The sequence below is a fragment of the Streptomyces sp. NPDC093065 genome, assembly GCF_044754585.1.
In the GTDB taxonomy this organism is placed as follows: Bacteria; Actinomycetota; Actinomycetes; order Streptomycetales; family Streptomycetaceae; genus Streptomyces.
In genome coordinates, this window is record NZ_JBIVPJ010000010.1 from 143,601 (window position 1) to 158,491 (window position 14,891).

The 14,891-nt window shown below is 71.6% G+C and carries 14 protein-coding genes; 4 read left to right on the forward strand and 10 right to left on the reverse strand.

Features of this window, described 5'->3' with window-relative positions:
- Nucleotides 1-65 precede the first annotated feature (65 nt).
- Nucleotides 66-638: a DUF742 domain-containing protein gene (locus tag ACIQFU_RS19460; protein WP_402552970.1), complete on the forward strand. Its 573-nt coding sequence runs from the start codon at nt 66-68 to the stop codon at nt 636-638.
- The gene (locus tag ACIQFU_RS19465) at nt 619-1,200 is read left to right on the forward strand and encodes an ATP/GTP-binding protein (RefSeq protein ID WP_009314218.1); all 582 of its coding nucleotides are present in this window, start codon (nt 619-621) and stop codon (nt 1,198-1,200) included. Before ACIQFU_RS19460 ends, ACIQFU_RS19465 begins: the two co-directional genes overlap by 20 nt.
- 221 nt (nt 1,201-1,421) lie before the next feature.
- Here ACIQFU_RS19465 and ACIQFU_RS19470 read toward each other — a convergent pair whose 3' ends face one another.
- From ACIQFU_RS19470 to ACIQFU_RS19480, 3 genes are all read right to left on the reverse strand, one after another.
- Nucleotides 1,422-1,619, reverse strand: a complete 198-nt coding sequence (locus ACIQFU_RS19470; protein WP_402552972.1) for an acyl-CoA carboxylase epsilon subunit — start codon at nt 1,617-1,619, stop codon at nt 1,422-1,424.
- 17 nt (nt 1,620-1,636) lie between these two features.
- Nucleotides 1,637-3,220, reverse strand: coding sequence for an acyl-CoA carboxylase subunit beta (locus ACIQFU_RS19475; RefSeq protein ID WP_402552974.1), 1,584 nt, complete (start codon nt 3,218-3,220; stop codon nt 1,637-1,639).
- Between the two features lie 154 nt (nt 3,221-3,374).
- Nucleotides 3,375-5,705, reverse strand: a complete 2,331-nt coding sequence (locus ACIQFU_RS19480; protein WP_402553122.1) for a polysaccharide lyase 8 family protein — start codon at nt 5,703-5,705, stop codon at nt 3,375-3,377.
- Between the two features lie 149 nt (nt 5,706-5,854).
- On the opposite strand from ACIQFU_RS19480, the gene ACIQFU_RS19485 reads away from it, so the two are divergent.
- Nucleotides 5,855-6,412, forward strand: coding sequence for a YceI family protein (locus ACIQFU_RS19485; RefSeq protein WP_402552975.1), 558 nt, complete (start codon nt 5,855-5,857; stop codon nt 6,410-6,412).
- On the opposite strand, the gene ACIQFU_RS19490 is transcribed toward ACIQFU_RS19485, so the two are convergent.
- Both ACIQFU_RS19490 and ACIQFU_RS19495 read right to left on the reverse strand, forming a co-directional pair.
- Entirely contained in the window at nt 6,399-6,977 is a 579-nt protein-coding gene (locus tag ACIQFU_RS19490; RefSeq protein ID WP_402552976.1) for a cysteine hydrolase family protein, read from the reverse strand. The two genes, ACIQFU_RS19485 and ACIQFU_RS19490, sit on opposite strands and share 14 nt — an antisense overlap.
- 4 nt (nt 6,978-6,981) lie before the next feature.
- Nucleotides 6,982-7,602: a TetR/AcrR family transcriptional regulator gene (locus ACIQFU_RS19495; RefSeq protein ID WP_402552978.1), complete on the reverse strand. Its 621-nt coding sequence runs from the start codon at nt 7,600-7,602 to the stop codon at nt 6,982-6,984.
- An 82-nt stretch (nt 7,603-7,684) separates the two neighbouring features.
- On the opposite strand from ACIQFU_RS19495, the gene ACIQFU_RS19500 reads away from it, so the two are divergent.
- Nucleotides 7,685-8,626, forward strand: a complete 942-nt coding sequence (locus ACIQFU_RS19500) for a DMT family transporter (protein WP_402552980.1) — start codon at nt 7,685-7,687, stop codon at nt 8,624-8,626.
- A gap of 57 nt (nt 8,627-8,683) precedes the next feature.
- On the opposite strand, the gene ACIQFU_RS19505 is transcribed toward ACIQFU_RS19500, so the two are convergent.
- The 5 genes from ACIQFU_RS19505 to ACIQFU_RS19525 all read right to left on the reverse strand — a co-directional run bounded on the left by ACIQFU_RS19505 (nt 8,684) and on the right by ACIQFU_RS19525 (nt 14,808).
- Nucleotides 8,684-10,057: a hypothetical protein gene (locus ACIQFU_RS19505; protein WP_402552982.1), complete on the reverse strand. Its 1,374-nt coding sequence runs from the start codon at nt 10,055-10,057 to the stop codon at nt 8,684-8,686.
- 48 nt (nt 10,058-10,105) lie between these two features.
- Nucleotides 10,106-11,710, reverse strand: a complete 1,605-nt coding sequence (cimA, locus tag ACIQFU_RS19510; protein ID WP_402552983.1) for a citramalate synthase — start codon at nt 11,708-11,710, stop codon at nt 10,106-10,108.
- A 421-nt stretch (nt 11,711-12,131) separates the two neighbouring features.
- Nucleotides 12,132-13,220: a branched-chain amino acid aminotransferase gene (locus ACIQFU_RS19515; protein WP_402552985.1), complete on the reverse strand. Its 1,089-nt coding sequence runs from the start codon at nt 13,218-13,220 to the stop codon at nt 12,132-12,134.
- Nucleotides 13,221-13,557: 337 nt separating this feature from the next.
- Nucleotides 13,558-14,601 carry a 3-isopropylmalate dehydrogenase gene (locus ACIQFU_RS19520; protein ID WP_402552987.1) on the reverse strand — a complete coding sequence of 348 codons (1,044 nt, stop codon included), beginning with the start codon at nt 14,599-14,601 and terminating at the stop codon, nt 13,558-13,560.
- Between the two features lie 75 nt (nt 14,602-14,676).
- Nucleotides 14,677-14,808 (reverse strand): hypothetical protein, encoded by a 132-nt coding sequence (locus tag ACIQFU_RS19525; protein WP_365548567.1) that lies wholly within the window; start codon nt 14,806-14,808, stop codon nt 14,677-14,679.
- Nucleotides 14,809-14,891 lie beyond the last annotated feature (83 nt).

The window sequence follows — 14,891 nt, forward strand, 5'->3', positions numbered from 1 at the left end:
GGCCGTAAAGTTTCGGGACGCGGCTCCACAGCGATGGGTGCCAGGCACAGTCGGAGGAGGAAAAAGTGGGAACACCCCCAGGCGGTCCGTCATCGGGCAACTGGTCGTACGGCCCTGGTCAGGGCCAAGGCGACGGCTCGGCGAACGGGTACGGCTACCCCTCCGTGCCGAGCCACCGGCAGCCGTACGCGCCGCAGGGCCCCGGTCCTTCGCCGTACGACCAGCCGCAGGCTCCACGCATCCAGCCCGTGCAGCCGCAGCGCCGCACCCCTGAGCCGGCGCCCGCCGGGGCGTCGAACAATCCCCTGGTGCGCCCGTACGCCATGACGGGCGGCCGCACCAGGCCCCGGTACCAGCTCGCCATCGAGGCGCTGGTGCACACCACCGCGCAGCCGCACCAGATGCAGGGCCAGCTGCCCGAGCATCAGCGGATCTGCAACCTCTGCCGGGAGATCAAGTCGGTGGCCGAGATCTCGGCCCTCCTGACGATCCCTCTCGGCGTGGCCAGGATCCTCGTCGCCGACTTGGCGGAGGCGGGACTGGTCGCCATCCATCAGCCCGGCGGCGACGAGAGCGCCGGCGGCCAGCCAGACGTGACACTGCTCGAAAGGGTGCTCAGTGGACTTCGCAAGCTCTAGCGGCGGTCCTTCCCGCTCCACCACTTCCGCGAAGATCGTGGTGGCGGGCGGCTTCGGCGTGGGCAAGACCACGTTCGTCGGCGCTGTCTCGGAGATCAATCCGCTGCGCACAGAGGCCGTGATGACATCCGCGTCGGCGGGCATCGACGACCTCACCCACACGGGGGACAAGACGACCACGACGGTCGCCATGGACTTCGGCCGCATCACGCTCGACCAGGACCTGATCCTTTACCTGTTCGGTACGCCGGGCCAGGACCGGTTCTGGTTCATGTGGGACGACCTGGTGCGCGGCGCCATCGGGGCGATCGTGCTGGTCGACACGAGGCGGCTGGCCGACTGCTTCCCGGCCGTCGACTACTTCGAGAACAGCGGCCTGCCGTTCGTGATCGCCCTCAACGGCTTCGACGGACAGCAGCCGTACAACCCGGACGAGGTCCGGGAGGCGCTGCAGATCGGCCCGGACACGCCGATCATCACGACGGACGCGCGGCACCGCGCCGACGCGAAGTCGGCGCTCATCACTCTCGTGGAGCACGCGCTGATGGCCCGCCTGCGCTGACCCGCCGCCGAGCGTGGTGGAGGGTGGGCGCAGGCGGCACCCTGTCGGCGCCGGGTTGCGCGACGCCCCCTGCGGCCACTGGGCTGCCGGGGGCGGTCTCGTTGCCGGGTGAGGGTGCGTCGTGGCTGGTCGCGCAGTTCCCCGCGCCCCTGGGGCGTTCACCGAGCCCGGCGTAACGAGAGAGGCCCCTCCGAGTGGAGGGGCCTCTCTCGTTGCTCGGGTCAGCGCCAGCTGTGCGGGGCGCGGAAGCCCGGCTCGCGCTCCAGGCGGCGCCAGCCCGCGCGGGCTCGGCCGCCGCCGTGGGTCGGGGCGGTCTCGGCGGGGCGGGCGGCGGCGCGGGCCAGGAGGAGGGCCGTGATGGCGGCGACTTCCTCGGGCTCGGCGTGGCCCTTCTCGACGCGGATGTCGGCAGTGGACATGGACGTGGCTCCTCGGGTCACTGCGGCGGGTTGCCGTGCTTGCGGGAGGGCAGGTCGGCGTGCTTGGTGTGGAGCATCGCCAGGGACTTGATCAGCACCTCGCGCGTTTCCGCGGGGTCGACGACGTCGTCGACCAGGCCGCGTTCGGCCGCGTAGTAGGGGTGCATCAGCTCGGACTTGTACTCCTTGACCATGCGGGCCCGCATGGCCTCGGGGTCCTCGGCACCGGCGATCTGCCGGCGGAAGATGACGTTGGCGGCACCCTCCGCGCCCATCACCGCGATCTCGTTGGTCGGCCAGGCGTAGGTGAGGTCGGCGCCGATGGACTGGCTGTCCATGACGATGTAAGCACCCCCGTACGCCTTGCGCAGGATGAGCGAGATCCGCGGCACGGTCGCGTTGCAGTACGCGTAGAGGAGCTTGGCGCCGTGGCGGATGATGCCGCCGTGCTCCTGGTCGACGCCGGGCAGGAAGCCGGGTACGTCCAGAAGGGTGATGATCGGGATGTTGAAGGCGTCGCACATCTGGACGAAGCGGGCCGCCTTCTCCGACGCCTCGATGTCCAGGACGCCGGCCAGGGCCTGCGGCTGGTTGGCGACGATGCCGACGACCTGTCCGTCGAGGCGGGCCAGGGCGCAGATGATGTTGCGGGCCCAGCGCTCGTGGACCTCCAGGTACTCGCCGTCGTCGACGATCTCCTCGATGACCTTGGCCATGTCGTACGGCCGGTTGCCGTCCGCCGGGACCAGGTCGAGGAGCACGTCCGAGCGCCGGTCCACGGGGTCCGAGGACTCGGCACGGGGCGGGTTCTCGCGGTTGTTCTGCGGGAGGAGCGAGAGGAGGTAGCGGACCTCGGCGAGGCAGGTCTCCTCGTCGTCGTAGGCGAAGTGGGCGACGCCGGAGGTCTCGGCGTGGACGTCGGCGCCGCCGAGGCCGTTCTGGGTGATCTCCTCGCCGGTGACGGCCTTGACCACGTCCGGGCCGGTGATGAACATCTGCGAGGTGTCGCGGACCATGAAGACGAAGTCGGTCAGGGCGGGGCTGTAGGCCGCGCCGCCCGCGCACGGGCCGAGCATCACGCTGATCTGCGGGATGACACCGGACGCCCTGGTGTTGCGCTGGAAGATGCCGCCGTACCCGGCGAGCGCGGAGACACCCTCCTGGATGCGGGCACCGGCACCGTCGTTCAGGGAGACCAGCGGGGCACCGGCCGCGATGGCCATGTCCATGATCTTGTGGATCTTCGTGGCGTGCGCCTCGCCCAGCGCACCCCCGAAGATGCGGAAGTCGTGCGCGTAGACGAAGACCGTACGGCCCTCCACCGTGCCCCAGCCGGTGACGACACCGTCCGTGTACGGCTTCTTCTCCTCCAGCCCGAACCCGGTCGCCCGGTGCCGGCGCAGCTGCTCGACCTCACGGAACGAATCCGGGTCCAGAAGCAGCTCAATACGCTCACGCGCCGTCAGCTTGCCCTTGGCGTGCTGCGCCGCCGTCGCCTTCTCGCTCGGCCCGGCCAGCGCCTGCGCACGGATCCCGTGCAGCTCGGCCACTCGCCCGCGCGCGTCCGTCGGCTCACCCGGCGCCTCATCCAAAACGGTCATGTAGCGACTCTACGAAGCCGACCAAGGATTGCGAGCCGTCGACTCCGTACAGTCTCCGGCCCGTTTTCCTGGTAGCACTGAACAGAACCCCCACCCCATGCAGCCTTTTCGACTGCTCAGAGGGCCTCAAGCTTGTAGAGGTCACACAAAGTCATCAGCTGAGAGTCACCTCACATTCGTGGGTGGTACATACCACCCCTGGGGTGACGCGGAGACGCAGTCGGCGGCCCGTCGCGACGATCTCGACCGTCTCGTCGGCCCGCGACACCGCTCCCACCGGGTGGTCCCAGACGATCTCCAGGGGTTGTCCGGTGCGCGGCGGTTCACTCACGCAGAGCGTAGCCGAGCGCCCCTTGCGGCGGACCAGCACACTCGCCCCGGCCGTCGCGGTGAGCGGGCCCGCCGTGCCGGCCTGCCAGAAGTTGGCGGCCGTGAGGCCGAGGGAGGGGACCGCCAGTGCCTGCCGGTGGCCGTCGTTGGCGAGGACGTTCAGCCAGCGGCGGTCGGCGGCCCGGCGCGCCACGGCTCCGCGGGAGGCGCCCGGCATGACGGCGTAGACGTAGTCGGCGTCGGCCGGGTCCGTGCCGTGGTCGAGCCAGAGACTCTGCCAGCGCCGGGTGCGGCGCTCGGTCGTGCCGGTGGTGTTGATGTCGGACCAGGCGCCGGTGCGGTCCTCGCGCAGGGTCCTGAGGTCGCCCCCGGGCACGATCCAGCCCCCGTGGCCCTCCAGGTGGGCCCAGTGCCGGCCGCGTACGAGGGCCTGGGTGCCGCCCTCCCCCAGGTTGCGGTTGTCGACGACGGTCTCGACGGGGACGCCGTCGGCGCATGTGATGCCTGCGCCGAGGCAGACCACCGCGTCGTCTAGGAAGAACCAGGACTTGCGCGCCCGAAGGGTCGAGCCGAGGCCCTTGAGGTGCTGGCCGACTGCCGCGTACGTGCCGTCGGTCGTGCCGCCGACCCAGCGCACGTCGGGTTTGGGCTCGCCCCATTCGCCGCCCGCCCGGTCGGGCAGACGCTTGGTGGAGACGGTGGTGCCGGGCAGCCGGTACCAGTCGACGGTCGGCCAGAACCAGTCCGTGTACTGGTCGGACGTGCTCCCGTTCGCCCACCAGGTGAGCATCCCCGCGCCGGTGTGCCAGCCGCGCGGGTTCTCGCCGTTGCCGCACTCGTAGTGGGTGATGCGGTCACTGGCCATGGCGAGGCCCGCGGTGAAGGCGGGACGCCGGTGGACGGCACGGTCCATGGCCGCGAAGAGGTGGTGCCCGGCGGGTTCCGGCGCGGCCCCGCCCGGGGCGTCGGCGATCGCGTGCAGCCGGGCCAGGTCGGCGACCGGGAACTCGGGCGCCGTGAGGACCGGGGTGACGGTGTCCCGTTCGATCCACCCCTTGATCCGGGCGTGCCAGCGCTCCCGCTCGGCGTCGCCCGCGCCGCCCGCGAGGACCGCCATGGCGGCGACGAGCTGGCGGCCGTGGAAGTGGTCGCCGCGCATCACGTGCAGGTCGTCGCTCTGGAGGTAACCCCGGCTGATCGCACGGCCGTTGACGATGTCCATGACCAGGCCGTCGTGGATCAGGGGCGCGTAGGCGTGCTCGACGCTGTCGAGGACGATCTGCCTGCCCGGGTCCGTGACCTCCCACTCGGACCCGGCGAGCAGGGTGAACAGCCGGCCCAGTCCGTCCAGCATGACCTGGCCGTACGTCCCCGAGTAGGCGACCCAGGTGTGCTGGACGAACGAGCCGTCGGCGTGGAGCCCGTCGCCCTCGGTGACGTACGGGAAGACCGGCGAGAGGGCGTCGCGGGCCAGGGCGATCTTGTCGGGGGCCCGGCCCAGGACGCCGCGCAGGGCGACGGAGCGGCACAGGTCGACGCGGTTGGCGCCGGTGGAGGTGCCGGAGTAGTCGCCGAGCACGGCGTCGGGGACGAAGTGGTCGACGGCGGCACACGCGGCGGCGACGCGGTCGGCGCCGAGGTGGTCGTACAGGGCGGCCGTGATGTCCATCAGGAGGCGGGGGCTGCCGATCTGCCATTCCCACCAGTTGCCGTAGCGGGCGGTGCCGGGGTGGTAGACGGTGGCCGAGAGGTGGTCGAGCCCGCGCAGGATGTCGGCGAGGAGCGCGGGGTCGCCGGTGGAGCCGGTGCCCTCCTGGACGTAGGCCTCGGTCATGGTCCACAGGCGGCCGTAGGCGAAGGTGATGCCGGCGGGCGGGTCGAACGGGTGGCCGGGCCACAGGGAGGTGGGGGTGGGGGCCATGGTGGCGCGGTGGTCGCGGGCGCGTTGGCCGGTCTCGGCGAGACGGGAGGCGTACGGCTCGGCGGCCGGGTCGTAGCCGGTGCCGAGGGCGATGCCGAGCCAACGCCGGCGGAGGGCGTCGTAGGGGTCGGCGGCCGCTGCGGCGGGGCGGGGGACGGCCGTGAGAGCGGCGGCCGCGGCCGCCGTGAGCAGGACCGCGCGGCGGGTGGGTGCGGTGGGGCGCTGTGGGGTCATGCTCATGCCGTCTATCACGCCGGGGGCGCGAGGGGAACGGCGCCGCGACACGTGGAGCGAAGTGGTTGATGGGCGCTTGGAATAGGTCTAGAGTCGAGCACGTTGGACTGGTTGAACATTCAACATCAACGCCTTCTTCGGAGGACACCATGACCACCACCCCCGACCTCTCCACGCTCACCGGCGACTACACGGTCGACCCCGCCCACACGACGATCGGCTTCACGGCGCGCCACGCCATGGTCACCAACGTCAAGGGCAAGTTCCTCGACTTCACCGGCACGCTGCACCTGGACGGCACCGACCCGTCCCGTTCCACGGCGTCCCTCGACATCACGATGGACAGCATCGACACGGGCTCCCCCGACCGTGACGGCCACCTGAAGAGCTCGGACTTCTTCAACACGGCCGAGCACCCGAAGATGACCTTCCGCTCCACCGAGGCGGAGTCCCTGGGCGGCGACGACTACCGCATCACCGGTGACCTGTCGATCCTCGGCACGACCAAGCCGATCACGATCGACCTGGAGTTCAACGGCGCCGCCAAGGACCCGTTCGGCAACGAGCGCGTCGGTTTCGAGGGCAAGGCGGAGATCAAGCGCTCGGAGTGGGGGCTCACCTGGAACGCGGCCCTGGAGACGGGCGGCGTGCTGGTCTCCGACAAGATCAAGCTGAACTTCGACATCTCGGCGATCAGGCAGGCCTGACGCCCGGCGCCCCCTCGGGGGCGGCGAAGTCCACGTCGGCGGCGGCCCGGACCCGGATACGGCGACCGGGCCAGCCCATCACACGGTAGACCGCGTTGCAGTGGGCGATCGAGCGGTCCGCCGGGGCGAGGCCGTCGGCGTCCTCCCCGGTCCGCACCGACGTGGTGTGCCCGTCGGCGACGACGACCAGGTCGTACCCCCGGCTCAGCGCCTGCCGCGCCGTGGTGTCCACGCACACCTCCGTGGCGAACCCGGTCACGATCACCTCGGTGACGCCCAGCGCCCGCAGGGTCTCGTCGAGGCCGGTGCCCAGGAAGCTGTCCGGGGCCGTCTTGTCGACGACCGGTTCGCCTTCCCTCGGGGCCAGTTCGGGCACCACCCGCCAGCCCTCGGTTCCGGGCACCATCCCCTCGTCCCGCTGCCGCACGGTCACCACCGGCACCCCGGCCGCGCGGGCCCGCGCGCTCAGCCCTGCGATCGCGGCGACCGTGCCGGCGGCCCGGTGCGCCATGGCGACCGTGGTGTTCTGCATGTCGATGACGAGAAGCGCGGTGGCGGACGGCATGTGCTCACCGTAGCGGGGCGGCCCTCCCGTGCGCCGCCGCGTTTTCCAGCAACTGCCGCGCCCGGTCGAGCGCCTGGCCGAACGGGTCGGGCATGACCCCCAGCCCGTAGGAGACCAGGGCGCCCTCGTGCAGCAGCATCAGCGTGCGGCCGAGGCTCTCCGCGCCGGCCGCGTCGACCTCCCCGGCGAGCCGGGTGAACAGGTCGAGCATCCACCGCTTCTGCCCCGTGATGACCCGGTACGCCGGATGGGCCGGGTCACTGATCTCGGCATGCGCGTTGATCATGCTGCACCCCTTGCGCCCGTTGTCCTGCGCCCACAGGCGCGAGGCCTCGAACACCTCCAGGATCCGGGCGGCCGGCCCCTGCCCCGCGGTCGCCTCCAGACGACCCGCGAGCAGTTCGCGCCAGCGCTCGTCGCGTCCGGCCAGGTACTCCACGACGATCTGCTCCTTCGAGCCGAACCGGTCGTACAGCGTCTTCTTGGTCACCCCGGCCTCGGCGGCGACGAGGTCGACGCCCACGGCATGGATGCCACGCTCGTAGAACAGCCGCTCGGCCGCCTCCAGCACCCGCCGGGCGCCGGGCGTCATCCGGACGCGGCGCGGCTTCTCTTCTGGACCCATGACGCAAGTATACCGGTCTGTATAGTGGACACCCGAGACGAGTAAACCGATCTGTCTACCTCGGACTCCGGATGTGGTCCACGTGAACGTCCTGCTCTCCGTCGCTTTCGTCCTGTGCTGGAGCTCCGGCTTCATCGGCGCCAAGCTCGGCGCGGGGACCGCCGACGCCGGCACGCTGCTGATGTGGCGGTTCCTCCCGCTCGCCGCGGTCCTGCTGACCGCCGCGGCCTTCTCCCGGCCGGCGTGGCGGGGCCTGACGCCGCGGGACGCCGGCCGGCAGGTCGCCGTCGGCGCGCTCTCCCAGAGCGGCTATCTGCTGAGCGTCTACTACGCCATCCAGCTCGGCGTCTCCAGCGGCACCACCGCCCTGATCGACGGCGTCCAGCCGCTCGTGGCCGGCGCGCTCGCCGGGCCGCTGCTGCGCCAGTACGTCTCGCGCCGGCAGTGGCTCGGCCTCTGGCTGGGGCTGGCCGGCGTCGCCACGGTCACCCTGGCCGACGCCGGGGCGGCGGGGTCGGAGGTGCCCTGGTGGGCGTACTTCGTACCCTTCCTCGGCATGCTGTCGCTGGTGGCGGCGACCTTCCTGGAGAGCCGCTCGCGCACGCAGGCCGCGCCCCGGGTGTCGCTGACCGTCCACTGCGCGACCAGTGCCGTCCTCTTCTCCGCCCTGGCGGTCGGGACCGGGTCCGCCGTCCCGCCCGCGGACTCCTCGTTCTGGCTGGCGACCGCCTGGCTGGTGGTGCTCCCCACCTTCGGCGGATACGGCCTGTACTGGCTGATCCTGCGCCGGTCCGGGGTCACCGAGGTGAACACGCTCATGTTCCTCATGGCTCCGGTCACGGCCGTGTGGGGTGCCCTCGCGTTCGGCGAGCCCTTCGGCCCCCAGACCGCCCTCGGCCTGACGGCCGGCCTCGCCGCCGTGGTCGTGGTCCGGCGCGGGCGCGGTGCGAACCGCGCCCGGCGGGCCGCCGGCTCCGGCGCGGAGCGTCCGGCGGCTGCGAGGCCGACGGCGGCCGGACGATGACCCGGACGGCCGCGCGCTGTGCAGGCGGCCAGGGGCCGACGCCCCGTCGCGCGTGCCTCAGAAGCCGCCGCCGAAGTCTCCGCCGCCACCGCCGAAGCCGCCGCCACCACCGAAGTCACCGCCGCCGAAGCCGCCCCCGAAGTCGCCCGGATCGAAGTCGCCGCCCGAGACGTCGCCGCCCTCGTAGCCGCCGAAGTCGCCGTATCCGGTGCCGTAGCCGGCCCCGTAGGCGGGGCCGGCCATCACGCTGCCCAGCATGGTGCCGACCAGCAGACCGGGCAGGATGCCGCCGCCGAAGTAGCCGCCCGCCCAGGGTCCGTAGGCCGGGCCCGCGTCCCAGTAGGGGCGGCGGCCGTACTCGGTGTCCACCTCGCGGATCATCGGGTCCCGTCCGTCGGACAGCCGGGCCCGGTCGGCGGCGCAGACCGGGACCTGGCGGGTCGTGCCGCCCGGCGGGGTCCAGGTGGCGTCGGCGACCGACGGGCCGTGGCGCGGGTCGAAGAAGCAGGGCGGACGACGTTCGGGCAGCGGCTTGCCCTCACGCCGGGCGGCGAGCTGCGCGAGCGAGAAACGGCCGTCCTCCACCGCCTGGGTGACGGCCCGCACGTCCTCCGGTTTGCGGGCGTCCGCCATGTACGCCTTCGCCTGCTCGTAGGCGTCGAGCGCGCGTTCGTAGTCGGCCCGCATCGCGTCGTCGGCGCCCGGTTCCGCCGGGTGGAAGTCCAGGCGGTCCAGTTCCTCCCCGAACGCCGTGATGTCCTCGTCGACCACCACCCGCAGCCGCTCCAGCGACTCCCGCTGCTCCTGCTCGCGGCGGTGGCGGTTGCGCCGGGACAGCGCGTAGACGCCCGCGCCGCCGATCACCACCACCGCACCGGCGGTGATCAGGGCGCCCGTGGGCGCGGAGCCGCCGCCGGAGTCCCAGGAGGAGGGGGCCGAGCCGCGCACGCTGCGCAGCGCGTCGTCGACGAAGTCGTTCAGCTGGGCCTTGGGATCACCAGCTCCCTGGACCGCGGTGACGAGGTTGTGCACGCCCTGGCGGCTCAGCACGCTGCTGTCGGCGCGGGCGTCGAAGCGGTCGCCGAGGCGGACGCCGTACAGACCGGTGATGCCGGTCTCGGTGCGGAGGTTCTGGAAGAGGTTCTCGGTCGGGTACCCGGCCGGGAGGACCGCGACGAAGACGGGGTCGCCCGCGTCCTCGATCTTGTCGGCGAGCGCGTCCGCGTCGGACTTCGACAGCAGGTCCGAGGCGTCCGGGTCCACGTACACGGGACTCTCGCGCAGGGCCGCGCCGATCTCGGAGACATCGGTCTGCGCCTGGACGCCGGGCGCACCGGACGCACCGGACGCACCGGTCAGCAGCACCGCCAGCGCGGCCACGACCGGCGCGACCAGGAGACGTATGAGGACCTGCACACGAACGCCGCTCATACGTTCGGCGTACCCGAATGTCCCTCAATCAGACATAGGGGGCCTTCCTCACTCGGCGGGTGCGACCCCCGCCCGCAGCAGCCCGTACGTGTAGGCGTCCTCCAGGGCCTGCCACGAGGCGGCGATGACGTTCTCCGCGACGCCCACCGTGGCCCACTCCCCCGCGCCGTCCGACGTGGAGATGAGGACCCTGGTCGTGGACTGGGTGCCGTGCACGCCCTCCAGGATGCGGACCTTGTAGTCGACCAGGTCGAGCTTGGCCAGCTCCGGGTAGATCTTCTCCAGGGCGACGCGCAGGGACCGGTCCAGGGCGTTGACCGGGCCGTTGCCCTCGGCGGTGGCGACGATGCGCTCGCCCTTGGCCCAGAGCTTGACCGTGGCCTCGTTGGCGTGGCTGCCGTCGGGGCGGTCCTCGGTGATCGCGCGCCAGGACTCGACGTCGAAGTACTTCAGCGGCCTGCCCTCGGCCTCGGCGCGCAGCAGCAGCTCGAAGCTCGCGTCGGCGGCCTCGTAGGTGTAGCCCGCCAGCTCGCGTTCCTTGACCCGCTCCACGACCCGGCCCACCAGCTCGCGGTCGCCGCCGAGGTCGATGCCGAGCTCCTTGCCCTTCAGCTCGATGGAGGCACGGCCGGCCATGTCGGAGACCAGCATCCGCATGGTGTTGCCGACCAGCTCGGGGTCGATGTGCTGGTAGAGGTCCGGGTCGACCTTGATCGCGGAGGCGTGCAGGCCGGCCTTGTGGGCGAAGGCGGAGACGCCCACGTAGGGCTGGTGGGTGGAGGGGGTGAGGTTGACGACCTCGGCGATGGCGTGGGAGATGCGGGTCATCTCGCGCAGCCGGCCCTCGGGCAGCACCTTCTTGCCGTACTTCAGCTCGAGGGCGGCCACGACCGGGAACAGGTTGGCGTTGCCGACCCGCTCGCCGTATCCGTTGGCCGTGCACTGGACGTGGGTCGCACCCGCGTCGACGGCGGCGAGGGTGTTGGCGACGGCGCAGCCGGTGTCGTCCTGGGCGTGGATGCCGAGCCGGGCGCCGGTGTCGGCGAGCACCGTGGCGACCACGGCCTGGATCTGCGCGGGGAGCATGCCGCCGTTGGTGTCGCACAGGACGACGACGTCGGCACCGGCCTCGGAGGCGGTGCGTACGACCGACTTCGCGTACTCGGGGTTGGCGCGGTAGCCGTCGAAGAAGTGCTCGCAGTCGACGAAGACCCGGCGGCCCTGGGCCTTGAGGTGGGAGACCGTGTCGGCGACCATCGCCAGGTTCTCGTCCAGCGTGGTGCGCAGGGCCAGTTCGACGTGCCGGTCGTGCGACTTGGCGACCAGGGTGATCACCTCGGCGCCGGACTCCAGCAGTGCCCTGACCTGGTGGTCCTCGGCGGCGGTGGCGCCCGCGCGGCGGGTGGAGCCGAAGGCGACCAGCCGGGCGTGCTTGAAGTCGATCTCCTGCTGGGCGCGGGCGAAGAACTCGGTGTCCCGCGGGTTGGCGCCGGGCCAGCCGCCCTCGATGAAGCCCACACCGAAGTCGTCCAGGTGCCGTGCGATGGCCAGCTTGTCCGCGACCGTGAGGTTGATGCCCTCGCGCTGCGCGCCGTCGCGCAGGGTGGTGTCGAAGACGTGGAACGAATCGTCGAGTTCGCTGGTTTCGGTCATGATCTGAAGGCTCCTGTATGGGATCTCGGTCTACCGGAATGACCGGTTCCACCGTTCCTCCATGATCCCTCGCGCTCTCTTCCCGGCTCGGGGTGGGCCAGGAAAGCGAAAAACCTCTCGCGGGTGCGAGAGGTCTGCGCGCGGGTCGAGGACGACGGTGTCCACCCGTACCTGGTCGTACGTGGTGGTCACTGCGGACCGGCGCGCCTGCTGCCAATAATCATGGCGAACGAGAGCACGGGGGAAGTCTGGCACATTCCGTCCTGCGCTCACCGTCCGTCTCAGGATGCGAGCGGTGGGCGTCCGGATCACGCCGGCCAGGACTGCCGGAACCGCTCGGGGCGGACTGCGGCTTCCTGCTGTCGGGGCCGGGTGGCCGGGGGCAAAGCCCCCGGCGGGGCCGGCCCCCGGACGGACCGCGTCAGGCCAGCGTGTGCATCCACCCGTGCGTGTCCTCGACGGTCCCGCGCTGGATGTCCAGCAGCGCGTCCCGCAGCCGCTGCGTCACCTCACCCGTCTCGCCCCCGCTCTGCTGCCACTCGGCACCGCTCCGCTTGACCGTGCCCACCGGCGTGATCACGGCCGCGGTGCCGCAGGCGAAGACCTCGGTGAGGGTGCCGTTCTCCGAGTCGCGCTGCCACTGGTCGACCGAAACGCGGCCCTCCTCCGCCTCGTAGCCGAGGTCGCGGGCGACGGTGAGGAGGGAGTCACGGGTGACGCCCTCGAGAATGGAGCCGGTGAGGGTGGGCGTGACGATCTTGTCGCCGTACACGAAGTACAGGTTCATGCCGCCCAGTTCCTCGACCCACTTGCGCTCGATGGCGTCGAGGTAGCAGACCTGGTCGCAGCCCTTGGCGGCGGCCTCGGCCTGGGCGAGCAGGGAGGCCGCGTAGTTTCCGCCGGTCTTGGCGTCGCCCATGCCGCCGGGGACGGCGCGGACGCGGTCCTCGGAGACCCAGATGGAGACCGGCTTGACGCCGCCCGGGAAGTAGGCGCCGGCCGGGGAGGCGATGACGAGGAAGAGGTACTCGTTGGCCGGCTTGACGCCCAGGCCGACCTCGGTGGCGATCATGAAGGGGCGCAGGTACAGGGACTCCTCGCCGCCGTGCGCCGGGACCCACTTCTCGTCCTGCTTGACCAGCGCGTCGCAGGCCTCGATGAAGGTGTCGACCGGAAGCTCGGGCATGCCCAGGCGGCGCGAGGAGGCCTGGAAGCGGGCGCCGTTCTTCTCCGGGCGGAAGGTGGCGACGGAGCCGTCGGGCCGCCGGTAGGCCTTCAGTCCCTCGAAGATCTCCTGGGCGTAGTGCAGGACCATGGTGGCCGGGTCGAGGGAGAGCGGCGCGTACGGCACGAGCTGGCCGTCGTGCCAGCCGCGGCCCTCGGTCCACTTGATCGTCACCATGTGGTCGGTGAAGTGGCGGCCGAACCCGGGGCCGGCCAGGATCGCCGCGCGCTCGGAGTCCGAGAGCGGGTTGGCGGAGGGCTTGAGCTCGATTGTGGGCGTCGTCATGAGGTGAATGTCCTTCGCTTCCTGGCAGACGTGCGGGCGGCGTCCGTGTCCGGCCGGGGTCCGGGGGCCGTCCCCCGGGATGTGCGGTACCGGTGTCGGTTGTGACGGGCCGCGGTCACGCCCGTACGGCCGGTGGCCGGTGCCAGGACGTCCGGGCATTCCCTCGAATCGCGGCTTCGCGTCCGATTATCGCGCGCGGCCCACGAGGGGCGAAACGGGGTGACTGCGGCCCAGGGTTCGATGGTCGCACCTGGCGGACGCAGGAGAAAGCCGCCGGGTGCCTTGTTTTTGGACCCGGCGGCTTCGAAACGGATTCGATCGAGTGGCGCGGCGGGTGTCAGCCGGCTACTCGTACGGCGAGTGCGTCGCCGATCTCCGAGGTGGAGCGGGCGGGCAGGCCGCCGCGCTCGCCGAGGTCGGCAGCGACCGCGTCCTCGATGCGGGCCGCCCCGGCCTCGTATCCGAGGTGACGCAGCAGCAGGGCGACGGACAGGACCGTGGCGGTGGGGTCGGCCTTGCCCTGGCCGGCGATGTCGGGCGCGGAGCCGTGCACCGGTTCGAACATCGAGGGGAATGCCCCGGACGGGTTGATGTTCCCGCTGGCGGCGACGCCGATGCCGCCGGAGACGGCCGCGGCGAGGTCGGTGATGATGTCGCCGAACAGGTTGTCGGTGACGATCACGTCGAAGCGGGCCGGGTCGGTGACCAGGTAGATGGTCGCGGCGTCGACGTGGATGTAGTCGGTGGTGACCTCGGGGTACTCCGCGGCCACCTTGTTGAAGACGTCGGTCCACAGGTGGCCCGCGAAGGTCAGCACGTTGTTCTTGTGGACCAGCGTGAGCTTCTTGCGGGAGCGGGCCTGAGCGCGGGCGAAGGCGTCGCGGACGACGCGCTCGACGCCGTAGGCCGTGTTGACGGACACCTCGGTGGCGACCTCGTGCTCGGTGCCCTTGCGGATGGTGCCGCCGTTGCCCGTGTAGGGGCCCTCGGTGCCCTCGCGGACGACCACGAAGTCGATCTCGGGCTGGCCTGCGAGCGGGGTGGCGACGCCGGGCAGGAGCTTGCTCGGCCGCAGGTTGACGTGGTGGTCGAAGGCGAAGCGGAGCTTGAGCAGGAAGCCGCGCTCCAGCACGCCGGACGGCACCGACGGGTCGCCGATCGCGCCGAGCAGGATGGCGTCGTGCGCCTTGAGGGCGTCGAGGTCGGCGTCGGTGAGGGTCTCACCGGTGGCGTGGTAGCGCCGGGCGCCGAAGTCGAACTCCTTGGTCTCCAGCTTCACATCCTGCGGAAGGACGGCGGAGAGGACCTTCAGACCTTCGGCCACGACCTCCTGGCCGATGCCGTCACCGGGAATTACTGCGAGATTGATGCTGCGAGCCATGGCGGCACCCTACTCCTCGTCCCACGGGATGACACGAGGCGTCCGGCATGCGGACGCCAGGGTCGTCCGCGCGGTTCAGTGGCCGGTGGCGCCGCCGTTGTCCCGGCGGTCGAGGGCGCGCTGCAGGGCGGCCGCGGCGTTCTTGCGGTCGGAGTCGCTGGTACGGGAGAGGTGGCGGACTCGGCGGCGGGCGGTGGTCTCGGCCATGGGAATCGACTCCTTCGGCACAGCACACGGGGTGCGGAGAAAGGGGATTGCGTGAGGCCGGAAGGGGCGGGGAGCACGGTGCC